The sequence below is a fragment of the Flavobacterium sp. CF136 genome (assembly GCF_000282055.1).
Lineage (GTDB): Bacteria > Bacteroidota > Bacteroidia > Flavobacteriales > Flavobacteriaceae > Flavobacterium.
Genome location: NZ_AKJZ01000103.1, coordinates 1 through 24,647 on the forward strand (window position 1 = coordinate 1; position 24,647 = coordinate 24,647).

24 protein-coding genes are annotated in these 24,647 nt (G+C 33.8%); 20 read left to right on the forward strand and 4 right to left on the reverse strand.

What is annotated here, in order from left to right; all coding sequences use genetic code 11:
* Positions 1-838 (reverse strand): hypothetical protein (locus PMI10_RS20315; RefSeq protein WP_007811287.1); only part of this gene is annotated, 838 nt, incomplete at its 3' end.
* A 154-nt stretch (positions 839-992) separates the two neighbouring features.
* Positions 993-1,220 carry a CDGSH iron-sulfur domain-containing protein gene (locus PMI10_RS20320; RefSeq protein ID WP_035632488.1) on the reverse strand — a complete coding sequence of 76 codons (228 nt, stop codon included), beginning with the start codon at positions 1,218-1,220 and terminating at the stop codon, positions 993-995.
* A gap of 367 nt (positions 1,221-1,587) precedes the next feature.
* Between PMI10_RS20320 and metG the strand changes: the two genes are divergently transcribed.
* From metG to PMI10_RS20365, 8 genes are all read left to right on the forward strand, one after another.
* Positions 1,588-3,645: a methionine--tRNA ligase gene (gene metG / locus PMI10_RS20325; protein ID WP_007811290.1), complete on the forward strand. Its 2,058-nt coding sequence runs from the start codon at positions 1,588-1,590 to the stop codon at positions 3,643-3,645.
* A 153-nt stretch (positions 3,646-3,798) separates the two neighbouring features.
* Complete coding sequence (locus PMI10_RS20330) at positions 3,799-5,235, forward strand: hypothetical protein (RefSeq protein ID WP_007811291.1); 1,437 nt, start codon at positions 3,799-3,801, stop codon at positions 5,233-5,235.
* 13 nt (positions 5,236-5,248) lie between these two features.
* Positions 5,249-6,136 carry a DMT family transporter gene (locus PMI10_RS20335; protein ID WP_007811293.1) on the forward strand — a complete coding sequence of 296 codons (888 nt, stop codon included), beginning with the start codon at positions 5,249-5,251 and terminating at the stop codon, positions 6,134-6,136.
* A 237-nt stretch (positions 6,137-6,373) separates the two neighbouring features.
* Positions 6,374-7,081: an HAD family hydrolase gene (locus tag PMI10_RS20340; protein WP_007811295.1), complete on the forward strand. Its 708-nt coding sequence runs from the start codon at positions 6,374-6,376 to the stop codon at positions 7,079-7,081.
* Positions 7,081-7,710 (forward strand): chloramphenicol acetyltransferase, encoded by a 630-nt coding sequence (locus PMI10_RS20345; RefSeq protein ID WP_035632491.1) that lies wholly within the window; start codon positions 7,081-7,083, stop codon positions 7,708-7,710. The genes PMI10_RS20340 and PMI10_RS20345 overlap by 1 nt, the downstream gene beginning before the upstream one ends.
* A 35-nt stretch (positions 7,711-7,745) precedes the next feature.
* On the forward strand, positions 7,746-9,227 hold the full coding sequence (locus PMI10_RS20350; protein WP_007811297.1) for a hypothetical protein: 1,482 nt from the start codon (positions 7,746-7,748) through the stop codon (positions 9,225-9,227).
* A gap of 78 nt (positions 9,228-9,305) precedes the next feature.
* Positions 9,306-9,824 carry a ferritin gene (locus tag PMI10_RS20355; protein WP_007811299.1) on the forward strand — a complete coding sequence of 173 codons (519 nt, stop codon included), beginning with the start codon at positions 9,306-9,308 and terminating at the stop codon, positions 9,822-9,824.
* A gap of 359 nt (positions 9,825-10,183) precedes the next feature.
* Entirely contained in the window at positions 10,184-10,876 is a 693-nt protein-coding gene (locus tag PMI10_RS20365) for a DUF2461 domain-containing protein (protein WP_007811301.1), read from the forward strand.
* 74 nt (positions 10,877-10,950) lie between these two features.
* Here PMI10_RS20365 and PMI10_RS20370 read toward each other — a convergent pair whose 3' ends face one another.
* Positions 10,951-11,283, reverse strand: coding sequence for a single-stranded DNA-binding protein (locus tag PMI10_RS20370; protein ID WP_007811303.1), 333 nt, complete (start codon positions 11,281-11,283; stop codon positions 10,951-10,953).
* Positions 11,284-11,458: 175 nt separating this feature from the next.
* Between PMI10_RS20370 and PMI10_RS20375 the strand changes: the two genes are divergently transcribed.
* The 4 genes from PMI10_RS20375 to PMI10_RS20390 are packed head-to-tail and all read left to right on the forward strand — an operon-like array spanning position 11,459 to position 16,649.
* Positions 11,459-12,988, forward strand: a complete 1,530-nt coding sequence (locus PMI10_RS20375) for a bifunctional GNAT family N-acetyltransferase/carbon-nitrogen hydrolase family protein (RefSeq protein WP_007811305.1) — start codon at positions 11,459-11,461, stop codon at positions 12,986-12,988.
* Positions 12,985-13,332 (forward strand): hypothetical protein, encoded by a 348-nt coding sequence (locus tag PMI10_RS20380; RefSeq protein ID WP_007811307.1) that lies wholly within the window; start codon positions 12,985-12,987, stop codon positions 13,330-13,332. Before PMI10_RS20375 ends, PMI10_RS20380 begins: the two co-directional genes overlap by 4 nt.
* A 10-nt stretch (positions 13,333-13,342) precedes the next feature.
* Positions 13,343-15,754, forward strand: coding sequence for a M28 family peptidase (locus PMI10_RS20385; RefSeq protein ID WP_007811309.1), 2,412 nt, complete (start codon positions 13,343-13,345; stop codon positions 15,752-15,754).
* Positions 15,755-15,773: 19 nt separating this feature from the next.
* Positions 15,774-16,649, forward strand: coding sequence for a tetratricopeptide repeat protein (locus PMI10_RS20390; RefSeq protein ID WP_007811311.1), 876 nt, complete (start codon positions 15,774-15,776; stop codon positions 16,647-16,649).
* A 49-nt stretch (positions 16,650-16,698) separates the two neighbouring features.
* On the opposite strand, the gene PMI10_RS20395 is transcribed toward PMI10_RS20390, so the two are convergent.
* Positions 16,699-17,094 (reverse strand): rhodanese-like domain-containing protein, encoded by a 396-nt coding sequence (locus PMI10_RS20395; protein WP_007811313.1) that lies wholly within the window; start codon positions 17,092-17,094, stop codon positions 16,699-16,701.
* A 146-nt stretch (positions 17,095-17,240) separates the two neighbouring features.
* Between PMI10_RS20395 and PMI10_RS20400 the strand changes: the two genes are divergently transcribed.
* The 8 genes from PMI10_RS20400 to tnpA all read left to right on the forward strand — a co-directional run bounded on the left by PMI10_RS20400 (position 17,241) and on the right by tnpA (position 24,515).
* Positions 17,241-18,143 (forward strand): LysR family transcriptional regulator, encoded by a 903-nt coding sequence (locus tag PMI10_RS20400; protein WP_007811316.1) that lies wholly within the window; start codon positions 17,241-17,243, stop codon positions 18,141-18,143.
* A complete protein-coding gene (locus PMI10_RS20405; RefSeq protein ID WP_007811319.1) occupies positions 18,128-18,577 on the forward strand; it encodes a GNAT family N-acetyltransferase in 450 nt (149 codons plus the stop codon). The genes PMI10_RS20400 and PMI10_RS20405 overlap by 16 nt, the downstream gene beginning before the upstream one ends.
* Before the next feature lie 128 nt (positions 18,578-18,705).
* Positions 18,706-19,551, forward strand: a complete 846-nt coding sequence (locus tag PMI10_RS20410; protein WP_007811321.1) for an NAD-dependent epimerase/dehydratase family protein — start codon at positions 18,706-18,708, stop codon at positions 19,549-19,551.
* Between the two features lie 197 nt (positions 19,552-19,748).
* Positions 19,749-20,222: a methylated-DNA--[protein]-cysteine S-methyltransferase gene (locus PMI10_RS20415; protein WP_007811323.1), complete on the forward strand. Its 474-nt coding sequence runs from the start codon at positions 19,749-19,751 to the stop codon at positions 20,220-20,222.
* A 128-nt stretch (positions 20,223-20,350) separates the two neighbouring features.
* On the forward strand, positions 20,351-21,064 hold the full coding sequence (locus PMI10_RS20420) for a 3'-5' exonuclease (protein ID WP_007811325.1): 714 nt from the start codon (positions 20,351-20,353) through the stop codon (positions 21,062-21,064).
* Positions 21,065-21,222: 158 nt separating this feature from the next.
* Positions 21,223-22,296 carry a winged helix DNA-binding domain-containing protein gene (locus PMI10_RS20425; protein WP_007811328.1) on the forward strand — a complete coding sequence of 358 codons (1,074 nt, stop codon included), beginning with the start codon at positions 21,223-21,225 and terminating at the stop codon, positions 22,294-22,296.
* Between the two features lie 110 nt (positions 22,297-22,406).
* Positions 22,407-23,846: a nucleoside recognition domain-containing protein gene (locus PMI10_RS20430; protein WP_007811330.1), complete on the forward strand. Its 1,440-nt coding sequence runs from the start codon at positions 22,407-22,409 to the stop codon at positions 23,844-23,846.
* 207 nt (positions 23,847-24,053) lie between these two features.
* Positions 24,054-24,515, forward strand: a complete 462-nt coding sequence (gene tnpA, locus PMI10_RS20435) for an IS200/IS605 family transposase (protein WP_007811332.1) — start codon at positions 24,054-24,056, stop codon at positions 24,513-24,515.
* The last annotated feature ends 132 nt before the right edge of the window (positions 24,516-24,647 follow it).

Sequence of the window (24,647 nt, forward strand, 5' to 3'; positions counted from 1 at the left end):
TTTTCTTTTCCTCTTCATTAAACTCTCTGCCTTCAAAAGTAAAAACCTGATAATACTTTTCGGCCGCAGCCAAATGCATGATTAATGATCCAATTCGGTTGGCCTTATCATCGTGCAAATAATCTATTTCGTACTGACTCATATTCTTAACCGTTCGTTCAACACGATCTTTAAGGTCTTCCAGCATCGAAATCATAGTTCCAATTTGAGGTGAAGCACCTTCAACATTTCCAATTCTCCCGGTTTCTTTTACTACTATGCCGCTTCCTTCAATCAATAATCCATAGTTACCATGAACATTGGATTTATCTGAAGTAATTTTATATTCCTTAACCTTAACCACTGAATTTTTTCTAGTCCCTAAACTCCATTTTGGAATTTCTCCATTTTTTACGACTGTTTCAAAACCTGAATTTAAAATTGTTAAAGGTTCAAAAACACCTTTTGTATTTTCAATAAGTAATTCAAATTTATCAAAGTAAAATTTCCCATTATACAAACACAAACCCCCAAAACTCAATGATTTGCTATTCTCGTCTATTGTTCCTTCTACAGTGTAAGATTTCCATTCTTTTGATTTAACAGGTCTGTCGCTCATATTATCAAAAAAACCGTCTTCTTCGTTTTTATTATCAACCCTTGCCCAAACTCCCGCCCATGCCTTTGGTTCAGCAGTTTCTACTTTTACGGAAGCAATCACCTTAAATTTTTTCTTTACAGAAGTCTGAATATCTATCGTTTGATTGAAAGAAGTCCAATCACTCGAGATGGTCTTTTGTGTTTGTGCCTGAGCAAAAACAAGATTTAAAAGCAGAAATAAAATTGTTGTTTTTTTCATTCTCCGGATATTTAAAAATTTCCGTAAATATAATACTGTTTTTTAGGAATTAACTTATAACTATTTGAAATTTACTTCAAAAAAGTTTTAAAATCATAAAAAAACTGCATTCATAATAAATGCAGTTTTTTATCCTGACCGGAAAACACAATTTTTAATTCGTTTTCATTGGCGGTAAATCAAATGCAACCGAATCGTGTTCGAAGTTGTTGCGGTGTCCTCCATCGCAAAAAGGTTTATTATTGGATAACCCGCAACGGCAAAGACCAAGTGCTGATCTTCCTTGCAGTCCATAAAGAACTCCTTCCGGATCCATGATTTCGAAATCGCCTTCTATTTTTATGGAACCGTTTTTATTGATTATTAATTTTGTTTTGCTCATAATGTCTTTGTTTTTTTGTTGCCAAAGATTGCAAAATATATGCATTTATTAATGGTTTTTATGAGTAGAAGTGCTAGTTTAAATTGGTTCTATTTTATAAACCACTCCTCCATAATCTTGTCATTTCGAGGAACGAGAAATCACATAAGAAACTCCGTGCCTAAAATCGCCAATCTTTGTCGAATCACGAGTGTGATTTTTCGTTCCTCGAAATGACAAACCGGGACGAATTTTATTTGCGACTTCACGTCTTTGCGAGAAAAAAATATAATTCTTCGCGAATCTCAGTGCTTTTTCTCTGTGAATCTCAGTGGAATTCCAAAATCTCAATTCTATTGCTTATTTTTGCACTCAATAAAATTGAAAGATGATACAGAATCCAAAGAGATATACTATTACGGCAGCATTGCCTTACACCAACGGGCCTATACATATTGGGCATTTGGCGGGGGTTTACGTGCCTGCAGATATTTATTCGAGATACTTGCGTTTGCAGGGAAAAGACGTTGCGTTTATTTGCGGAAGTGATGAACATGGCGTTGCGATTTCGATGAAAGCCAAAAAAGAAGGAGTTACGCCACAAGAAGTTATTGATAAATATGACGGAATTATTAGAAAATCATTTGCTGATTTCGGAATTTCGTTTGATAATTATTCCAGAACCTCGGCTAAAATTCATCATGATACGGCTCAGGAATTCTTTAGAACACTTTATGAGAACGGTGATTTTATTGAAGAGGTGACGGAACAATTATACGATGCAAAAGCAGATCAGTTTTTGGCGGATCGTTTTGTTGTGGGAACCTGCCCTAAATGTGACAATCCTGAAGCTTACGGCGATCAATGCGAAAAATGCGGATCGACTTTAAATGCAACGGATTTGATTAACCCAAAATCGACGATTACCGGAGAAACTCCAATTTTAAAATCTACAAAACACTGGTTTTTACCTTTGGACAGATACACTGATTTCTTAACAGAATGGATTTTGGTTGGACATAAAAACGACTGGAAACCTAATGTTTATGGACAAGTTAAATCATGGGTTGACGGCGGATTGGAACCTCGTGCAGTAACGCGTGACCTTGATTGGGGAATTGATGTTCCGGTTGAAGGTGCCGAAGGAAAAAAATTATATGTTTGGTTTGATGCGCCTATCGGATATATTTCGTCTACCAAAGAATGGGCAGCCCGCGAAGGAAAAGACTGGGAACCATACTGGAAAGATGAAGACACAAAACTGGTTCACTTTATCGGGAAAGACAATATCGTTTTTCATTGTATTATTTTCCCTGCGATGTTGAAAGCCGAAGGAAGCTATATTTTGCCGGATAATGTTCCTGCAAATGAGTTTTTGAATTTGGAAGGAAACAAACTTTCGACTTCTAAAAACTGGGCGGTTTGGTTACATGAATATTTAGAAGAATTTCCGGAGAAACAAGATGTTTTGCGTTATGCATTGACTGCTAATGCACCTGAAACACAAGATAATGACTTTACGTGGAAAAGTTTCCAATCTAGAAATAATAACGAATTGGTTGCTGTTTTTGGAAATTTCATTAATCGTGTGGTTGTTTTAACCAATAAATATTACGATGGATATATCCCAACACCGAATGAATTATCTGAGGTTGACGAAAATACTTTGGCAGAATTAAAAGCGTATCCGGCTGTGATTTCAAGTTCGGTTGAGCGTTACAGATTCCGTGAAGCCTTGGGCGAATTGATGAATGTTGCCCGTTTAGGAAATAAATATTTAGCAGACGAAGAGCCTTGGAAAGTAATGAAAGACAATCCGGAGCGTGTAAAAACCCAAATGTATGTAGCCTTGCAAATTGCAGCTGCTTTGAGCGTTTTGGCTGAGCCGTTTTTGCCTTTTACTGCAGCAAAATTATCAAGAATATTAAAAAACGAAGGCAAATTGAAATGGAATGATGTTGCAGAGAATTCTGAATTAATTCCGGAAGGACACCAAATTGGTGAAGCCGAATTGCTTTTTGCAAAAATCGAAGACGAAGGAATACAAAAACAAATAGATAAATTGGAAGCTACAAAAACCGCTAATCTAGCCGAAAGCAAGCAACCGGAACCTCAAAAAGAGTTGATTCAGTTTGAGGATTTCGCAAAAATGGACATTCGCGTTGGAACAATTCTGGAAGCAGAAAAAATGCCAAAAGCAAATAAGCTTTTAGTTCTTAAAGTAGATACCGGAATTGATGTTCGCACCATAGTTTCCGGAATTGCAGAAAGTTTTTCTCCGGAAGAAATTATCGGAAAACGCGTCTCTGTTTTAGCAAACTTAGCACCAAGAGCCTTACGTGGCGTTGAAAGTCAGGGAATGATTCTGATGACTACAAATGCAGAAGGGAAATTGGTTTTTATAAACCCGGATGCTGATGCTCCGAATGGTGAAACAGTAAATTAACGTTTTATAAACCTTATAAAATTGCGTGAATCGATTAAACATTCTAATTGATTCACGCTTTTTGATTTTTAAAAATTCCTTTCTATCAGGAAGTTTTTTTTAGTAAAAAAATTAGATATTCGTTGAAACTTAAAAAACTAACAGACCTTAATAATGATAAAAAAAATATTTCTTGCTAGTTTATTTTTAAATAGTTTATTCTCTTTTTCACAGGAAATTGTAAGTTCAACACCAGTTGAATTGAAAAAAAATGTACAGATTTTTCAGGTTGTTAACGACTTGACTAAACAAACTACCATGTTTATGACAGATGAAAATCGAATTAAAGCAATTCGTCCTGATAATCAAATGAAATTTATTGATTCTGTGTCAACCCAAAAACCGGACAAAAGTTATTCAAAAATGATTGGGAATATTGCTTCCGATAATAAAACTACATTATTTTGGGCATCATCAAATCAAAAGAAAATCCTTTTACAATCATTTGATTCCGAAAAGAATAAAACATTAGACAAAAGTTTTGATTTAGAATTTAAAAATGAGGTATATCTTCAGGAGTTTTCAGCTCCAAACAAATTCATCATTTTAACCATATTGAAAAAAAGTAATATTTTTAAAATATATGCTTTTGACAACCAAGGAAATTTAGAAATTAAAGATATTGACTTAAGCGGTATTAGATTTTATCACCGTACAAATTTATACGACACTTTTGAGGAAGATTTTATGCCATTTGAAAGACCTCTATCATTAGTAAAAATCAATTCTGAATATCCCACACCACTATTAAAAACTGCTGCAAAAAGAAAATGCTATCTTGTAGAAAATCAACTTGTAATTACTATCGATACAGACCAAAATTACACTCAAGTAATTCAGATAGATTTAGAGAATTATAAAATAAGTTCAAAAAATATTCTACAAACTCCTTTCAAGAATTTTGGCACAAGTAATTTAACTTATAATTCCTTTTTTATGAGCAATAAATTATATCAAATTAAATCCTCACCGAATAAATTTTACTTAACTATAAAAGATATAAATGGTAATTTGGTAAAGGAATATGTTGCAAATGGTGACAATCCAATTGAGTTTAAAAATTCAGAGATTAGCCAACAAGGTGGTGATTTTGGAGGTGGTGAACGAACATTAGAAACCTCATCACAGTTTATCAGGAAATTAAATGGGCAAAATTCCGGTATTTCCTGTTATCAAACAGGAGAAAATATTATACTAACCACAGGAAGTGTTTCCAGTGATAATTCTGGAGGAACACAAGCCGTTTTAAGTCAATTTGGACTTATTGGCGCTTTGATTTCTGTTGCTGTTTATAGTCCGTCTATGGAAAGTTTTAATTCTTATACTGGACGTAAAGCCGTAACGATTTTTAGTTTATTTGATAAAGATGGCAATCATGTAAAAGGAGATTTACAACCCTTGGCTTATGATAAAATCAGTAGCTTTCTTCAAGAAAACAAAAAAGTTAATGCTCAAAACCTATTTAAGGTAGATGGTCTTTATTATTTAGGCTATTATGATAAAGATGCGAAAGAATACATTATTAGAAAATTTGCAGATGGAAACAATTAGAAAATCGAAATAAATGAAACTCACAAAACCAAGATTAGCTCTAATCTGCGGGATACTTTGTATTTCAATCTTCCCAATATTGGTTAAACTGAAACTGGCACCGGGATTAATTTCGGCTTTTTACCGAATGTTTTTTGCGGTTACTTTGCTTTTGCCTTATGTACTTTTGAGTAAAAACTTTAAACTTCCAACATTAAAATTTACACTTTTAGCAGCGCTTTGCGGGGTTTTATTTTCTTCTGATGTTGCCGTTTGGAATATTGCCATTCAGGATTCAAGTGCTACACAGGCTTCATTATTGACCAATTTATCTCCGCTTTGGGTCGGAATTGGTTCTTTTTTATTTTTAAAATCAAAACCTGCAACTAACTTCTGGATCGGAACTGTTGTTTCTTTATTTGGAATGGTGACTTTGGTTGGATTCGGTTTTTTTATGGATTTGAATTTTGATCAGGCTTTTCTGTTTGCTGTACTCTCCGGAATTTTATATTCGATTTATCTTTTGGTCAGTAAAAATGTACTTTCTGAGGTTGATGTTTTATCCTTTATGACGATTAGTTTATTGGCTTCGAGCATTTATTTAGGAATTCTTTGTTATTTCTTAAATGAACCTTTTACCGGATTTTCGAATACCGGCTGGTTTGTATTAATCCTTCAGGCTGTAATTTGTCAATTGTGTGCCTGGCTTTCGGTTAGTTACGCCACGCAGCATATGCGCGCAACCAGAGTTTCGTTGAGTTTATTAAGTCAGGCAGTAATTTCTTCAATATTAGCTTGGTTGTTTTTGGAAGAACAAATAACTTTACAAATGGTTTTTGGCGGAATCATTTTACTTTTCGGAATCAGAATTACTTTTTACGACAAGACAATCTCGTTAAAAAGACTGTTTTCTAAAAGTTAAGGATCGAGTATTGGGAACGCGGATGACACGGATTTGAGCGGATTTTACGCAGATTTATTTTTATTTTATATCGAAAAGTTTTACGCAGATTTTGCTGATTTAAGCAGATTAACGCAGATATTTTTTAAAAATCTTTGAAATCATTTTAATCTGTGGCAAAAAAATTAGAGAAAATTAGTGTAATTAGTGGCAAAAAACCTGAAACAAAGAAAATCTGAAACCTGAAACAAAACAGCTATGTTACATAAAAGCAAAATACCCAATTTAAAAGTAATCGCATTTGATGCTGATGATACTTTGTTTGTGAATGAACCTTACTTTCAGGAAACCGAACATAAATTTTGTGCTTTGATGGAAGATTATCTTTCGCATCAGGGTATTTCGCAGGAATTATTCAAAATTGAAATTGAAAACCTGCCATTATACGGTTACGGAATCAAGGGTTATATTTTATCGATGATTGAAGCGGCGATGAATATTTCGAACAATACAATTCCTGTTGAGGTGATTGAAAAAATCATTCAATACGGAAAAGAATTACTGGAAAAACCAATCGAACTTCTTGACGGAATCGAAGAAACATTACAAGCTTTACATGGCAAATACAAATTAGTCGTTGCCACAAAAGGCGACCTAAAAGACCAGCACAGTAAACTGCACCGTTCCGGATTAGGGCATTATTTTCACCATATCGAAGTGATGTCTGATAAACAGGAAATTGATTATCAAAAATTACTGGGCCGTTTGGATATTCAGGCACATGAATTTTTGATGATTGGTAATTCACTAAAATCAGATGTTTTACCAGTTTTAGGAATTGGCGGTTACGCTGTTCATATTCCGTTTCACACCACCTGGGAACATGAAAAAATTAGTCACAAAGTAGAACACGAGCATTTTAGTTCATTCGAAAAAATTACCGAAGTGGTCCATAATTTACTATGATGAAAACACTTTTAGATTTAGAGAACTGGAACAGAAAGGAGCATTTTGCACATTTCAAACAAATGGAAGAACCTTTTTTTGGTGCAACTGTTGAAATTGACTGTACCAAAGCCTATCAAAAGGCAAAAAGCCTGAATGTTTCTTTTTTTATCTATTATTTGCACAAAACGTTAGTCGCCGTAAATTCAATTGAAAATTTCAAATATCGAATTTCCGAAGAGAAAATTTATATCAATGACCGCATCGATGCTTCGGCAACAATTGGTCGGGAAGATGGCACTTTTGGATTTTCATTAATTGAATACCATCCTGATTTAAGCATTTTCGAAAAAACAGCTTTGGCCGAAATTGAACGCATTCAAAACACTACTGGTCTTTTTACCCGATCATTTGATGATGATAACCTGATTCATTTCTCGTCAATTCCGTGGCTGAACTTCACTTCGCTTTCGCATGCAAGGAGTTATCCCTTTCCCGATAGCTGTCCTAAAATTTCTTTTGGAAAAATGATTACCTTAGACAATAGTAAAAAAACTATAGCAATGTCTGTACATGTTCATCATGGTTTAATGGACGGATTGCATGTAGGTCAATTTGTTGATCATTTTCAGGAGTTAATGAATCAGTAAAAAGATTTCGGAACAATATTTGAGCGTAAAAATACATGAAAAAATTATTCCTTCTTTTCTGCATCTTTTATAATTCTGTCTTATTAAGTCAGACGATATTGAATTCTTTTTCATTAAATCTAAACAGGCCTTTAGAAAAAGGGCAAATCCTAAATATCGAGGATGCAAAAACCAACGACATTTATGTTTTCGCAGCAGATGATAAATACATCAATATCTTAAAATACAATAAATCCCTTTTCCTGACGAACCAATATACTGATTCTATAAAAAATGCAGAAAACAGATCTATAATTGGACATAGCATCAGTGATGACGGAAATCTAATCCTTTATTGGGCAACAGAGAATTTAAGAAATATAAGAATTATTAAATATTATCTGGGAACAAAAACTTCAAAGGCTTTAAACTTCGATTTGCCCCTAAACAATGAATACATCATCACTTCCTTCCAAAAAGACAATGTTTTTTATATTCTGTCGAAAGAAACAAGCAAACAGCATTTATTGCTCTATAAATTCAACAATGGAAACTGCGAGGTAAAAATGTTTGATTTATCGGCAATACCATTTCAAAATGATAATGGACAAAGTTTGGCTTTTAACACCGTTATTCGATATTATCCCATTGAAAAAATGGATGCCGACAATTTTAATACGTTAGACAAAACGGCTAACAAAAGCAAGATGTATGTATTAGACGGGCATATTCTTTTGACATTTGATTACAGTTTAAAAAAAACTCAGGTTTTAGATCTTAATCTGGCCACCGTTGATGTTACCGAGAAAAATTTTGATCAGCCTATCACTAAAAAACCATCAAAAACTTCAAATTCCTTTTTTTACGAAAATAAATTATTGCAAATCAAGGCAGACAAAGAAGAATTATTGTTTGACATCAAAGATTTTGATTCAGGCAAAACGCTTAAAAGTGTAACTGTTTCAAAAAAAGATACCATTGATTTTAAAAATTCACCATTCTTTTTACAGATAAACGAAAAAAGACCTCAGGAAATAAAAACCACTGGCAAATTTTTAAAACAGCTTTCGACTCTAAACGCTGGGATAACAGCTTTTAAAAACAAGAAAAATATCTTTATATCCTTTGGCGGATTTGCAGAATATCAGTTTTCAGGTTATGACTACATACAAAGTAATTCACTGGCAGATTTTTTTGATAATGACTTTGGCGGATATTCAGAATATTCAAACAAAATGACTTATTTTGATGCCATGCTTAATTCCGATTTGGAATTTGTAAACAACAAACAATCTGGGCCTCTGGCTATTGATAATGTTTTTTATTATCTAAGTATCAATAAAAATATTTCACTGAAAAATATTCTTAAGCTAAAAGATTACTACATTTTAGGCTATTACGACCAGAATTCAAAACAATATATCATGCGTAAATTTACGGATGGTTTTATAAATGAAGATAATGGAAATCCAATTATGAATAAAGCGCAATTTTCAAAACCCTTCTCATTTGGCAAAATTAAGTTTATTGAGAATTAATCCAAATGTTCTTATGTTTTCCATGTTTCAAAAAATGGTTTGAATTATTTTTTTTAACTTTACAAAAAAGACATAATCATGCTATCAAAAAATATTGAAACGGCTTTAAACAAGCAAATCCGCATAGAAGCAGAATCTTCGCAAACTTATCTTTCTATGGCTTGTTGGGCTGAAGTACACGGATTAGAAGGAATCGCACAATTCATGTACACACAATCAGACGAAGAGCGTGCACACATGCTTAAATTAATAAAGTATGTAAACGAACGCGGAGGACACGCTCAGATTACCGATCTAAAAGCGCCAAAAACCAGCTATTCTACTTTTAAGGAAATGTTTGAAGCCCTTTATAACCATGAAATTTTTGTTTCAGAATCTATTAACGAATTAGTACACATTACTTTTGAGGAAAAAGATTATGCAACACATAATTTCTTACAATGGTATGTGGCAGAACAAATCGAGGAAGAGGCTACTGCTAAATCTATTCTGGACAAAATCAACCTGATTGGGGATGACAAAGGCGGACTTTACCTGTTTGATCGTGATATTCAGCAGTTAACAGTTACCAGCTCAATCGCCATCAACCCAAAATAAAAAAGTTAAAGTTTATTTAGAATACATAAAAATAATAATTATTCTTTTATATTTGTCTCAGTTTTATAATTGAGATGATCGTGAGCAAGAAAGACAAAGTTAAAGACAAGGACAAGAAGAAGGATAAAAAGAAAAAGAAGAATAAAGAAATCCTTGAAAACATTAAGAAAATTGAAAACTGCAAGTCAACTTGCTGTGAGAAATTCAAAAAGAGCGAGAAGAAACGCTGCTCGCGTTGTCCTATGTATGACTTATTCAAAAAAACTGCTTAACACATATACAAAACCCACCAAAAATTTGGTGGGTTTTTAGTTTAAATTACAATCCTCTTCTGATTTTAAAAGACTCCAAATTTAATTATGAAAAACGACATTGTTATACCCAAATCCAGTCTTGATTTTTTGTGTCAGCTTAAAGAAAATAATAACAAACCCTGGTTCGAAGCAAATAAAACAAACTACTTAAAGGAATTAAATCATATTGAAATTTTTGCAGATGCTTTGCTTCAGGAACTCTCTAAAACTGATGTTTTAGAAACATCTTCCGGAAAAAAAAGTGTTTACCGAATTTATCGTGATATTCGTTTTTCTAAAGACAAAACTCCTTTTAAAACTTTTTGGGGAGGCAGCTATACCCGCGCAACAAAGGAAAGACGTGGCGGTTATTATTTTCATCTGGAACAAGGAAACAGTTTTTTTGCCGGTGGTTTTTGGGGACCAAATGCTGCAGATTTAAAACGTATAAGAACCGAATTTGCTCATGATTCCAGTCCAATGCAAAAAATACTGAATTCAAAATCTTTTGTCAGCACTTTTGGAACTTTACAAGGTGAACAGCTCAAAACAGCACCAAAAGGTTTTGATGTAAATCATGAAGCCATCGATTTACTTCGCTACAAACAGTTTTTAATCATTAAACGTTTTACTGATAATGAAGTATTAAGTCCGCTCTTTTTAGAACAAGCATTAGAAACATGTAAAAACATGAGGCCTTTTTTCGACTATATGAGCGAAGTGCTTACAACCGACATAAATGGCGCTTCTGTTTTATAATTACATTTTAATGAAAATAAAAAACCCGATTGCCTTATCAAAAGCAATCGGGTTATATCAAATTTAGTCAAACGTTATTTGCTTAATAGTAGAATTTCATTGACAACCACTTCAGTTATGTATCTTTTTTCTCCGTTGCTGTCATCATAACTTCTGTGTGTTAGTTTTCCTTCAATAGCAACTTCTTTTCCCTTTACTACATATTTTTCAATAATTTCGGCGGTTTTTCCCCAGGCAGTAACACGATGCCATTCGGTTTGTTCCACTTTTTCACCCTTGTCATTGGTATATTTATCATTGGTAGCAATATTTAAATGTGCTAATTTTTTTCCGTTTTCCAATGTTTTGATTTCAGGATCGTTACCTACGTTTCCAATTAATTGTACTCTGTTTTTCATTGCATTCATGGCGTATACTATTTAAAAGTTTATATAAAATTGAATTCGTTCGTCAAATTCAACGATGCAAAGATGCGATGACTCAAAAAGTTTATTCGGTTACAAACTATTTACTTTCGGTTGTAACTATTTGTAACCGTTTGTAAGTGGAAATATTTTACTACATTTGAGAGAAATCGCCAACATGCAAACTCAAATCAATAAGGTAGAACTACGAAATTTAGAATTTGACGACTACAAACAGTTAAAAAATTCTATGGTAGAATCCTATCCGGAGATGGCAAATTCATATTGGAGATCCAATGATATAGAAAAATTACTTTCTATATTTCCTGAAGGCCAATTAGTTATTTTAGTTGATGGCAAAGTTGTAGGATCTGCATTATCGCTAATTGTCGATGAAAAATTAGTAGACAAAAAACACAATTATAAACAAATTATTGGTGATTATAGTTTTTCTACACATAACCCGAATGGGGAAATTTTATATGGAATAGATGTTTTCATTCATCCCAATTATCGCGGATTACGTTTAGGCAGACGTTTGTACGATGCCCGAAAAGAATTATGTGAGCAGCTTAATCTGAAAGCAATTGTTTTTGCAGGACGAATTCCGAATTATGCGCAGCATTCTAAAAAAATGACGCCAAAAAATTATATTGATAAAGTAAAACATAAAGAATTACATGATCCTGTACTTTCATTTCAGTTAAGTAACGATTTTCACGTTTTGCGAATCATCAAAAACTATTTGGAAGGTGACGAAGAATCTAAAGAATTTGCGGTTCTTTTAGAATGGAACAATGTCTATTATGACGAAAGTCCGAAACTAATTAATCTTGAAAAAAGTGTTATTCGTCTAGGATTAATTCAGTGGCAGATGCGCCAATTGAATAATATCGAAGCCTTATTCGAACAAGCAGAATTTTTTATAGATGTAGTTTCGGGTTACGGAAGTGATTTTGCTTTATTTCCGGAACTTTTCATTGCTCCTTTAATGGCTGATTACAACCATTTGTCAGAAGCCGAAGCTATTCGGGAACTTGCCCGATATTCGGACCCAATCAGAAAGCGCTTTCAGGAATTTGCCATTTCGTACAATATCAACATTATTACCGGAAGCATGCCTCATCTGGAAAACGGCAACTTGTATAATGTTGGTTTTTTATGCAAAAGAGACGGAACTTCTGAAATGTATTCTAAAATACATATAACTCCAAATGAGGTTCATCACTGGGGAATGAAAGGAGGATCTGAATTTAAAACATATGATACTGATTGCGGTAAAATTGGTATTTTGATTTGTTATGATGTAGAGTTTCCGGAACTTACAAGATTATTGGCAGATGAAGGCATGAATATTTTATTTGTACCTTTTTTAACTGATACCCAAAATGCCTACACACGTGTAAAACATTGCTCTCAGGCACGTGCGATAGAAAACGAATGTTACGTTGCGATTGCAGGCTGTGTTGGAAATTTGCCAAAAGTAAATAATATGGATATCCAGTTCGCTCAGGCTTCCGTTTTTACACCATCAGATTTTGCTTTTCCGAGTAATGGTATCAAAGCCGAAGCAACTCCAAATACCGAGATGACTTTGATCGTTGATGTTGATTTGAATTTACTAAAACAGCTTCATGAACACGGAAGTGTACGAATTTTAAAAGACAGAAGAAATGATTTGTATGAAATTAAAAAGATAAATCCATGAAAACATGCCTCGAGTGCTCCGAAAAAATTGTAGGCCGGGAAGATAAAAAGTTTTGTTCTGACGGTTGTCGGAACGCCTACAACAACAAAATAAATAAAGACAGTACTAATTTCATGCGAAATGTAAACAACAAACTGCGTAAAAATTATCGGATTTTGGCCGAGCTCAATTCTGAAGGAAAGTCTAAAGCAACAAGAGATAAAATGATAAATAAAGGTTTTGATTTTGATTTCTTTACCAATATATTGCAAACCAAAACAGGAAACACCTACTACTTCCTGTATGACCAAGGATACCGTTCCTTAGACAATGATTATTTTATGCTCGTAAAAAAAGAATTTTAGTACTTATATTATGAAAAAAAGCCCCACTTCGATATTAGCCTTCATATGTATTTTAATAATTTTAGCTGTCATATTTGCTTCGATGATGCCTCAATGGATTTCTAAAGATGAAGAAGCCCTTGCTGATTTCTCAACAGAACGAGCATTCAATCAGGTTAAAATTATAGCGCACAGCCCCCATTATGTAGGTTCAACAAATCACGAATTAGTAGCCAATTATCTTAAACTTGAATTGAACAGAATTGGTTTGGAAACTAGTGTTCAGGAAGGATTTACACTCAATGACAAAGGTGTTTTAGTGAAATCTAAAAATATCCTGGCACGCATAAAAGGAACCGATAATTCGAAAGCTCTTTTGTTACTTTCACATTATGACAGCGCTCCGCATTCCTTTTCTAAAGGCGCAAGTGACGATGCTTCGGGAGTTGCTACAATTCTTGAAGGAGTCCGTGCCTTTTTATATGCCAAACAGCCCCATAAAAACGACATTATTATTCTTTTTTCTGATGCTGAAGAATTAGGATTAAACGGAGCCGCACTTTTTGTCAATCAACACCCATGGGCAAAAGACGTAGGCTTGGTTTTAAATTTTGAAGCCAGAGGTTCTTCAGGCCCAAGCTATATGCTGATGGAAACCAATAAAGGAAATGAAGCCCTTGTAAAAGAATTCTCCAATGCAAAAGCCCGTTATCCGGTTTCAAATTCGTTGATGTACAGTATTTACAAAATGCTTCCAAACGATACCGATTTGACCGTTTTCAGGGAACAGGGAAATATTCAGGGATTTAACTTTGCTTTTATCGACGGACATTATAATTACCATACCCAGCAAGACGACATTCAACATTTAAACAAAACAACACTTGCACATCAGGGAGCGTATCTGATGCCTTTATTAAACTATTTTTCGAATACTGATTTAAATGCAACGAATGCTACAGGAGATGATGTCTATTTTAGTGCACCATTTTCATTTATCAGTTATCCGTTTTCATGGGTTTTTCCAATGACAATTATTGCACTGGGTGTATTAATATTTTTCATCTTTGTTGGAAAAGTAAAGCACCTTATTTCTTTCAGGGATATTTTAAAAGGCTTTGTACCCTTATTGGGCTCAGTAATAATTGCAGGTTTGGTAACTTTTTTAGGATGGAAAATTATTTTGCAGATCTATCCGCAATACAATGATTTGCTAAACGGATTTACGTATAACGGACACGCTTATATTGGGGCATTTGTAACACTTAGTATTGCAATCTGTTTCGCTTTTTACCATCATTTTTCTGAAACAAAATCTACGATGAACCATTTTGTTTCTCCTTTACTTCTATGGATTGTTATCAATATGTTTTTAGCCAATAGCCTGACAGGTGCCGGCTTTCTGATTATCCCGGTTTATTTTGGAATCCTTTTATTTGGAATCTATGTCCTTACACAGCAGTCAGGTTTAGGATTAAATTTATTGTTTAGTATTCCGGCATTGGCAATTGTAGCTCCCTTTATTGTGATGTTCCCAATTGGTTTAGGGCTAAAAATACTATATGGCAGTGCTGTACTTACTGTTTTAACCTTTGGTTTATTACTTCCGGTATTTGGTGCTTTTGTAAAAAAAGGAGCGTGGACAATGTTCTTTTTTGCTGTTTCGATTGTCTTTTTTATATATGCGGGTTATCATTCGGATTACGAATACGGAAAAGCAAAATCAAACAGTTTAGTTTATATTCTAAACGCCAACACTAACACTGCTGTCTGGGCAACTTATGACGTAAACTTAGACAACTGGACCAAAAGCTATTTAGGAGAAAATAATCAAAAAGCTGTTGGGTTGAATGATTTTCCAATCACCAGCAAATACAATTCACGTTTTACTTACAGCGCAATTGCACCTGTAGTTGAAGTACGAAAACCAACCATAGCATTCCTTAAAGACAGCGTAGCAGGAAATAATAGATATTTAAAAATAAAAATTATTCCAAACAGAAAAGTAAACCGCTACGATATTTTTGCCAATCCTAAAATGACCTTTTACAATTTTAAGGCAAACGGTGTTTCAACTTTAGGACAAAAAGGAAATCGTTTAAACAGAGATGATATAAAAATTCTATGTTATTATGTTGTAGGCAATGAACCTCTTGTTTTAGATTTCTACATCAACAAATCGTCCATTTTTGATATGGATTTAATTGAAAGTTCTTTTGATTTAATGACAAATCCATTGTTTGATATTAAACCAAGAAGTTACTGGATGATGCCTACCCCTTTTGTTTTAAATGATGCTGTTTTAGTTCAGCAAAAAATAAAAAGATCTAGTGCACCTTTGAATGTACCGCTTCAGACTGTGCCGATAAAAGACAGTGTAGTTGTTGCAAAAGACAGTTTAAAACCTATAATGAAAATTAAAAAAGAAGTTATTAATAAGTAATTTTTCTAAAACCATTTTAATGAAAAAAATATTTCTGATTGTATTAATAACCCTGAACTTCAGTAACGGATTTTCTCAGACAACTGAAGAAAATATAGCAAAACAAGCTTGTGATTGCTTAAATAAAAATGCTACAATAACAGAAGAAATTTACACTTCCTGTTTAAGTAGCTCAATGGTTGATGTGGTTTTAAAAGATAAGGATATAAAAGTAAGAGAATCAATAAATACTGTCGAAGGCATGCAAAATCTTCTTCAAAAATCAAATGCTGTTTTGAGTAAAACATGTGATAAAATTTCTAAAAAAGAAACTGAATCTGAAGGTAAAAAAAACACTTTTTATGCTGAGTCAAAAAATAAACAAGCGCAGAATTCGTATATAATTGCTAAAGATTTAATGCAGGATGGAAAACATAAATTTGCCATTGAAAGTTTGCAAATGGCATTAAAAAACGATCCAAAATTTGTTTTGGCCCTAGATGACATTGCAATGTGTTACAGACAACTAAATGATTATGATAATGCTGTAAAATATTATAAAAAATCACTGGAAATTTTTCCGGAAGGTGATTTTGCATTAATGAATATTGGTGTTGTTTATTCTTTAAAATCTGACTATAAAACAGCCATTATTTATTATGAAAAACTCATAAAATATGAACCCAATAATGCTGAAGGTTATTTTGGAGCAGGAAAAAACTATTTTGTACTCAATGATAATGAGAAAGCTTTGAATAATATTTTTATCGCACATCGAATTTACACAGAAAATAAATCCGATTACACAAAAGATACTGAGCTTATGATAGGAACTGTTTATCAAAAGATGAAGACAGAAAACAAGGAAGATTTATTCAAAAAAATTGCTAAAGAAAATAACATCGCAATCGAATAAAATTATTTCAACATAAAGAGGCAGACTTTACAAAGTCTGCCCTTTTTCTTTAACAGGCACATTCAACCTTCAAACCCGTTTGAATTCCTTTTGTACCTTCGGTTGTATAACCGTCCAGCTTCCACCACTCGATTCCTCCGATCAGTTCTTTTACTTTAAAACCCAATTTTGCCATATTCAGAGCGCCTTTTGTCGAAGCATTGCAGCCAATTCCGTCACAATACGTCACATATAAAGTGTCTTTGTCTAAGTGTTTGGTACTTTCAACCGTCATTTCGCGATGCGGTATATTAATCGCTGTCGGAATATGTTCTTCTTCAAAACCAAATGCTTTTCTGGGATCAATTACAATTACATTTTCTCCATTATTTAAGGCAGTAAATAAATCTGAAGAATCCCATTCGAATGCTAATTTATTTTCATAATATTTAATTTGTGCTTCCATTTTAATTACAGTTTTAATGATTACTTTTCCAAAAGTAGCCAAACTCTAAATACCATAAAAACGAAAAGAATTCATCAACTCCATTACTTTTTTTCATAGAAAACCCATCCTAAAATTTTGTTTCTTTGTATACTAATTCTCAAAAAATGGAAATACGTCATTTACGATTGATAAAAGCGATTGTCGAAGAAGGAAGCATCACCAAAGCGATTGACAAACTTCATCTGACACAATCAGCCCTGAGCCATCAGTTAAAAGAAGCAGAATATCAATTGGGTACAGCCATTTTTTTAAGAACAAATAAAAAACTTGTTTTAACCAAAGCCGGCGAAAAAATCTACGCTCTGGCGAATGAAATCCTGGAAAAGCTTTCTCAAACACAGACTCAGATCAAACAAATGGTTTTTGGTGAACATGGCGAAATCCGAATCAGTACCGAATGTTTCTCAAGTTATCATTGGCTGCCTTCGGTTTTAAAGCAATTTCATCTTTTATATCCGAACGTCGAGTTGAAAATTGTTACCGAAGCAACACATTATCCGTTACAAAAACTATTAGAAAATATAATCGATATTGCAATCGTCAGCGATCAGATAAAAGATAATAATATCAAATACATGGAGCTTTTTCAGGATGAAGTTGTAATGGCGGTTTCAGAAAATCATGTCTGGGCAGATAAAAAATATGTCGTTGCCGAAGATTTTATCAACGAACATCTCCTGATTCATTCACTTCCGATGGAAACAGTTACGATTCATCAGTTTATTTTGGCTCCTGCCAAAGTAACACCAAGAAAGATTACACCATTGCCGTTAACCGAAGCTTCTCTGGAAATGGTTAAAGCCGATATGGGCGTAATGTCGATGGCAAAATGGGCATTATTACCACATTTAAAAAACAGCCCGATAAAAGCCGTTAAAATTGGCAAAAACGGTTTAAAGAGAAAACACTTTATTGCCATTCGGGAGAATGAGAATTATCCTGATTATTTTCATCATTTCATTACCTTTTTACAAACAGAAATCAACCTTCAATGGAATATTCAATAAGAAATTGTGAACCACAGGACTTGCCTAAACTGGTTATTTTATGCCAAAAACATGCAGAATTTGAAAAAGCCGATTTTTCTCCGGAAGGAAAAGAAGAAGGCTTGAAAGAAGCATTGTTTGGCGATAATCCAAAATTATATTGTTTGGTTGTTGCTACTGACAAAGATATTGTTGGATATGTTTCTTATACTTTCGATTACTCGACCTGGGATGCAGCTACTTTCATGTATATGGATTGTTTATTTTTGGAGGAAGAAGCCAGAAGTTTCGGAATTGGGGAAGTTCTGATTGAAAAGCTAAGGCAAATTGGAATTGAGAAAAATTGTATCAATATTCAATGGCAAACACCACAATTCAACGAAAGAGCCATTAAATTCTATCACAGAATTGGCGCTAAAGGAAAAGAAAAAGTCCGTTTTACTTTAGAGTTGTAATATTTATCACTTACACTGGATTTGTAATCATTTAATCTCAAAGTCGCGAAGACGCAAAGAAAATGTTTTCCTAAGTAAGGTTCGCACTTTGAACCTTTGTACCTTTGTCCCCCTGAACCTTTAAATAGATGACACAAATTAGTATTTTAGGCTGCGGTTGGCTCGGATTGCCTTTGGCGAAAAAATTAATCGAAGAAGGATATTCAGTAAATGGATCGACAACTTCGGAAAATAAACTTTCAATCTTCAAAGATCTTGGAATAAATCCATTTCTTGTCATCCTGAGCGAAGTCGAAGGAGCGCTTGAAAACGAAAGTGTTTCTAAAACCATAACTGATTTTCTGGCAAAAAGCGAGACTCTAATTATAGATATTCCACCGAAATTACGAGGCAGCGCAGCGAGTTTCCCAACTCCTCTCGAAATGACGTTCGTCAAAAAAATCGAGAATCTGATTCCGTTTATAGAAAAATCAACCGTAAAAAAAGTGCTTTTTGTGAGTTCTACTTCTGTTTACGGTGATGAAAATGGAGTGATCACGGAAGAAACCGAGCCAAATCCGGATACAGAAAGCGGCAAACAACTGCTTTTAGCGGAAGCTCTTTTGCAAAATAATCGAAACTTCGAAACTACCATTTTACGTTTTGGTGGATTGATTGGAGAAGATCGTCAGCCTGTAAAATTTCTCGCAGGAAAAGAAAACCTGGAAAATGCGGATGCGCCAGTAAACTTAATTCATCAAAATGATTGTATTGGTGTCATTCAGGAAATCATTAATCAGTCAAAATGGAATGAAGTTTTTAATGCTGTTGCGCCCTTCCATCCTACCCGTTCAGCATATTATACACAAAAAGCTATTGATTTAAATCTGGCTTTACCCAAATTCAGTTCTGAAAAATCGAATATCAAAAAAACTATTTCTAGTGAAAAGACAGAGCGTGTTTTAAACTATAAATTTAAACCAGAAGATTATTAGATCTTTTTTTATAAGCCCTAAATCGATTGTCAGGCTGAGCGGAGTCGAAGCCCTTTTCTATATCACAAGCCTTCGACTCCGCTCAGGATGACACCTTTTTTTAAAGTAAATAGAAGTCTTTCAAAAACTTAAATGAACTTACATAACTTATATGGTTTAAAACAAAAACTTTACGAACTTTGTAGTTAACTAAAAAAATGGAACAGACAGTTTACATAGAATCCCCTCTCGGAATCACAACAATAATTGGTGATGAAGATGGTATTTCTGTTATTTCGGTAATGAAAGAAGGAGAAGTTTCGGCTGAAATTCCAGAAGTCCTTCAGGAAGCTGTTCTACAATTACAAGAGTATTTTGAAGGTAAAAGAACTGATTTTACACTCAAATTAAATCCAAAAGGGACAGAATTCCAACAAAAAGTATGGAAGTCTTTACTCGATATTCCATACGGAAAAACGGTGAGTTATATGGATCAGACCAAAAAGCTTGGCGATGTAAAAGCGATTCGTGCAGTAGCGTCGGCAAATGGTAAAAATCCGCTTTGGATTGTGGTTCCGTGTCATCGCGTAATTGGAACAAACGGTTCACTTACCGGTTACGCAGGAGAGATATGGCGTAAAAAATGGCTTTTGGACCATGAAAACCCAATTAAACAGCAAAGTTTGTTTTAAAACACAAATTTCATAGATTTTCACAAATTAAATTATAGCTTTATATTTACAAAACAGTAAATTCGGAGTAATTGTTTTACCCAAAATATTCTGTGTTAATTAGTGTAATCTGTGTTTAAACTAAAAAAATGATTGAAAAAATAAATCTCAACAACATTCTATTTCTGGATATAGAAACCGTGCCGGAAGAAGAAAATTTTAATTCACTTGACACTGAAATGCAATCGCTTTGGGATCATAAAACCCAATATCAGCGAAAAGACGAATTCTCGCCGGAAGAATTTTATGAGCGGGCTGGGATCTGGGCAGAGTTTGGTAAAATAATTTGTATCTCGGTTGGGTATTTTACGATTAAAGGCGATATTCGAAATTTTAGGGTGACTTCCTTTTTTGGAGAGGAAAAAAAGATCCTTCGTGATTTTAATAATCTGCTGAACAATCATTTTAATCAGCCACAGCATATTTTGTGCGGACATAACGCCAAAGAATTTGATATTCCGTTTATTGCCCGACGTATGATTATCAATCAGATAGCAATTCCGAACAAACTTAATTTATTTGGGAAAAAACCTTGGGAAATTCCGCATTTAGATACTTTAGAATTATGGAAGTTTGGCGATTACAAGCATTTTACTTCCTTAAAATTATTGACTAAAATCCTTGGGATTCCTTCTCCAAAAGGAGATATCGACGGAAGTCAGGTCGCTCATGTTTTTTATGTAGAAAAAGACATTGACAGAATTGTTACTTATTGCGAAAAGGATACAATTGCCGTCGCACAGATTTTCCTGCGTTTACGCCGTGAAGATTTATTGATTGATGATGAAATTATTCATGTTTAATTTTGTTAAGATACAAAGTTGCAGAGTTGTAAAGGTTAAAGTCCACAATGGAAACTTTTTACGTCTTGTCTTTACGAGAAATGAATAACCTAAACAATTCAGGACAAAGCACTTAAATGAACTTATATAGTTTATATGGTTTAATCAAAACTTAGAAAATGACACATCCGGAAATAGCTCTTTTGAGAATGGCTTCTCAGAAAATCCTGAAAACAAATTTTCATGAACCTCAGGAAATTGTAAATCATTTAGGTGCTATGCAGGCACAGGATTATACAATGGCAAAATGGGCAATTGGCTCACGATGTGATGCTACTGAAAAAAGTATTGAAGAAGCTATTAATTCCGGAAAAATTATTCGGACTCATATTTTACGCCCGACCTGGCATTTTGTTTCAGCTGAGGATATTCATTGGATGCTGGATCTGTCAGGACCACAAGTGAAAAAAATTATACTTTCAGCAGTTAAAAAATATGATTTAGATGAAAAAAAACTAAAAAAAATCAACGCTTCAATCGAGAAGATATTACTGAATAATAAAAGCCTCACCCGCGAAGAAATCATACGTGAACTGGGTTTCAAAAAAGAAACTGACCAAAATTTCTCCAGTACCCTTATAATGGGATATGCTGAACTTGATGGTTTGGTTTGCAACGGAAACATGAAAGGCCGGCAAATAACCTATTCTTTACTCGAAGAAAAAATTCCGAAAACAAAAACAAAACTGACTAAAGAAGAAGGATTGGCAAAACTGGCAAAACGTTATTTTGAGAGCCATGGTCCTGCAACATTGCCGGATTTTACGTGGTGGTCAGGTTTTCCTGCTACAACTGCAAAACTCGCCGTGCTCTCAATCGAATCAGAACTTGATTCTGTGGAACTTGACGGTAAAAAATATTGGTTCAAAAAAGGGCTTACTTCTGAACTCGATACGCCAAAAAAGATTCATTTTCTTCCTTCTTTTGATGAAATTTTAATCTCATACAAAACACGTGAAATAACTATTGCGAAAGAACATCAGGCCAATGCCTTTACCAATAATGGCATCTTCTGGCCAATAATTATTGAAAATGAAAAAGTTATCGGAATATGGAAACGTAGTCTGAAAAAGGGACATACAAAAATAGAAACCAATTTTTTTGAAACCATTCCGCAAAGGAAAAAAGCACTTATTTTTGAAGCTATCAAACCTTTTGAAAATTATTTAGAAACTAAAATCATTATTGAATAAACATAAATTTCATCAAAAACATCCCATTTCTGATAAATACTTCTCTTTTCATAAGTAAAATCTTTGTGCATTATATTCTGAAATAATTACATTTACAAAAAAATATAATTATGGTATTAAGTAGATTCTGGTTAGCTATTTTTATTTCTTCGATTGCCTTTATTGTAGTCAGTTTATTTACTGCCAATACGTATACTATTGATTACGTATTGAATGGGAAAAAAGATGACCCGGTTCTAATTTCTGAAAAATATGCTGAACAGCTTCCTGCTTTTATCAAAGACAGCATTAAAAAAGCACCGGAACAAACCATGATTATCAATCGTGATACGCTTAATCCCGACACGACTTATGTTTATAAAAATAAAACCGTAAAAATTTTCAGCGGTGTTCAAAAATCCGATGGCTTACTGCCAACTTGTAAAAACACTTTGCTCGATTTAATTCTTCCGCTTATTGCCTATCTGGCTTTTTTCTGTGGATTAATGGAGCTTTTAATCATTTCCGGAGCATCAGGAAAACTGGCTAAAGCATTGAGCCCAGTGTTTGTAAAAGTGTTTCCAAGTATCCCAAAAAACCATCCGTCAATCTCATACATGACTTTAAACTTTGCCGCTAATTTCTTAGGATTAGATTCTGCTGCAACCCCATTTGGTCTTAAAGCAATGGAAAGTTTACAGGAAATAAACCCCGAAAAAGACAAAGCAAGCGATGCACAGATTATGTTTATGTGCCTGCATGCTTCGGGTTTAACATTAATAGCAACTTCTATTATTGGCTACCGCGCTGCTGCAGGTGCGAGCAATCCGGCAGATGTTATGCTTCCGTGTATTATAACTTCGTTTATTGGAACAATAGCGGCGTTTTTAATTGTCGGAATCAAACAAAAAATCAATTTCAAAAGTGCTTCTTTAGTTATTTCATTAATGGTCTTAATTGCTGCCATTATCGGATTATTGATGTACGTAAACCATTTGGATCTGATTGGGAAAAACTTTTTCACAACAAATCTATCGGCATTGATTTTACTTGTCATAATAGTTTTTACGCTTATTTTTTCATTTATCCATGAAAAGAAATTTAAGGAAGCAGAAACGACCGTTTTTGATGCATTCGTAGTAGGAGCAAATAATGGCGTTAAAACCGGAGTTACTATTTTCCCGTATGTTTTAGGAATGCTAGTAGCCATTTCTTTATTTAGAAACAGTGGTTTATTCGAAATTATCAGTAATGGTATTGCTTTTATATTCTCGAATATGGGTGTGAATAAACAAATTACTGATGCCTTGCCGGTTGCAATGCTTCGTCCTTTTAGTTCTGCAGGATCACGAGGGTTTTTAATCGATTCGATGAACACTTTTGGTGCAGATTCCTTAACCGGAAGACTGAGCAGTATTTTTCAATGCAGTGCCGAAAGTACTTTTTATGTGATTGCTGTTTACTTTGGTTCTGTAAATATCAAAAACACCCGTTATGCTTTAGGTACCATGCTTTTGGTGGATATAATTTGTGTGATTACAGCAATTTTTGTGGCCAGCTGGTTTTTTTAATTTTCATTTTTAAACTGGATTAAAATCCAGCCCTACAATATTGGTCGAGCCGATGGCTCTTTTATTTACAAATTGTAAATTCCGTAGGAATGAATGATATTGTAGCGACGGATTTTAATCCGTTGAAAACAGAACAATTGTCGTTTAAGTTCCGTAGGAACGAATCATTTAAAAGCAGTTATTATTTAATCCAATAAAAAAATTAAAATGCCAAACACCTATTATCAGATTTACATTCAAGTTGTTTTTGCCGTTAAATATCGTGAAGCTGTTATTGACAAAGAATGGAAATCAAAATTATTGGGTGTAATCGGAAACTTAATTAATGAAACTGGTTGTAAAACAATAATCGTAAACGGTGTCGAAGATCATATTCATTGTCTAATTGGACTAAAACCTGTGATTTCTATTTCGGAATTGATGAAAAGTACAAAGGCAAAATCATCTAAATATATTAATGACCACCATTTGACAAATTCAAGATTTGAGTGGCAAGAAGGTTATGGTGCATTCTCCTATGGGCAATCACAAATTGATGCCGTCTATAAATATATTGCAAATCAAGAAGAACATCATAAAAAGCAAACCTTTAAAGAAGAATATTTACAATTTTTAGAGAAATTCAAAATCCCTTTTGATGAAAAATATGTTTTCAATGACTTGATATGAATCGAACCTACGGCTCTTTACTATATTGACTTGAAATTTAACTGGAATGAATTCCAGCCCTACAATATTGAATCGAGCTGATGGCTCTTATTTTTGGGTTTTAAAATTTCTTGGGAATGGCACTGGAATCAA

Excerpts from the sequence above, each read along its gene's own strand:
- PMI10_RS20335 (WP_007811293.1), top strand. The coding sequence starts at position 5,249 with ATGAAACTCACAAAACCAAGATTAGCTCTAATCTGCGGGATACTTTGT.
- PMI10_RS20425 (WP_007811328.1), top strand. The coding sequence starts at position 21,223 with ATGACACATCCGGAAATAGCTCTTTTGAGAATGGCTTCTCAGAAAATC.
- PMI10_RS20395 (WP_007811313.1), bottom strand. The coding sequence starts at position 17,094 with ATGGAAGCACAAATTAAATATTATGAAAATAAATTAGCATTCGAATGG.
- PMI10_RS20330 (WP_007811291.1), top strand. The coding sequence starts at position 3,799 with ATGATAAAAAAAATATTTCTTGCTAGTTTATTTTTAAATAGTTTATTC.
- PMI10_RS20340 (WP_007811295.1), top strand. The coding sequence starts at position 6,374 with ATGTTACATAAAAGCAAAATACCCAATTTAAAAGTAATCGCATTTGAT.
- PMI10_RS20365 (WP_007811301.1), top strand. The coding sequence starts at position 10,184 with ATGAAAAACGACATTGTTATACCCAAATCCAGTCTTGATTTTTTGTGT.
- PMI10_RS20400 (WP_007811316.1), top strand. The coding sequence starts at position 17,241 with ATGGAAATACGTCATTTACGATTGATAAAAGCGATTGTCGAAGAAGGA.
- PMI10_RS20345 (WP_035632491.1), top strand. The coding sequence starts at position 7,081 with ATGAAAACACTTTTAGATTTAGAGAACTGGAACAGAAAGGAGCATTTT.
- PMI10_RS20355 (WP_007811299.1), top strand. The coding sequence starts at position 9,306 with ATGCTATCAAAAAATATTGAAACGGCTTTAAACAAGCAAATCCGCATA.
- PMI10_RS20375 (WP_007811305.1), top strand. The coding sequence starts at position 11,459 with ATGCAAACTCAAATCAATAAGGTAGAACTACGAAATTTAGAATTTGAC.
- metG (WP_007811290.1), top strand. The coding sequence starts at position 1,588 with ATGATACAGAATCCAAAGAGATATACTATTACGGCAGCATTGCCTTAC.
- PMI10_RS20350 (WP_007811297.1), top strand. The coding sequence starts at position 7,746 with ATGAAAAAATTATTCCTTCTTTTCTGCATCTTTTATAATTCTGTCTTA.
- PMI10_RS20405 (WP_007811319.1), top strand. The coding sequence starts at position 18,128 with ATGGAATATTCAATAAGAAATTGTGAACCACAGGACTTGCCTAAACTG.
- PMI10_RS20380 (WP_007811307.1), top strand. The coding sequence starts at position 12,985 with ATGAAAACATGCCTCGAGTGCTCCGAAAAAATTGTAGGCCGGGAAGAT.
- PMI10_RS20385 (WP_007811309.1), top strand. The coding sequence starts at position 13,343 with ATGAAAAAAAGCCCCACTTCGATATTAGCCTTCATATGTATTTTAATA.
- PMI10_RS20410 (WP_007811321.1), top strand. The coding sequence starts at position 18,706 with ATGACACAAATTAGTATTTTAGGCTGCGGTTGGCTCGGATTGCCTTTG.
- PMI10_RS20370 (WP_007811303.1), bottom strand. The coding sequence starts at position 11,283 with ATGAATGCAATGAAAAACAGAGTACAATTAATTGGAAACGTAGGTAAC.
- PMI10_RS20430 (WP_007811330.1), top strand. The coding sequence starts at position 22,407 with ATGGTATTAAGTAGATTCTGGTTAGCTATTTTTATTTCTTCGATTGCC.
- PMI10_RS20415 (WP_007811323.1), top strand. The coding sequence starts at position 19,749 with ATGGAACAGACAGTTTACATAGAATCCCCTCTCGGAATCACAACAATA.
- PMI10_RS20320 (WP_035632488.1), bottom strand. The coding sequence starts at position 1,220 with ATGAGCAAAACAAAATTAATAATCAATAAAAACGGTTCCATAAAAATA.
- PMI10_RS20390 (WP_007811311.1), top strand. The coding sequence starts at position 15,774 with ATGAAAAAAATATTTCTGATTGTATTAATAACCCTGAACTTCAGTAAC.
- PMI10_RS20420 (WP_007811325.1), top strand. The coding sequence starts at position 20,351 with ATGATTGAAAAAATAAATCTCAACAACATTCTATTTCTGGATATAGAA.
- tnpA (WP_007811332.1), top strand. The coding sequence starts at position 24,054 with ATGCCAAACACCTATTATCAGATTTACATTCAAGTTGTTTTTGCCGTT.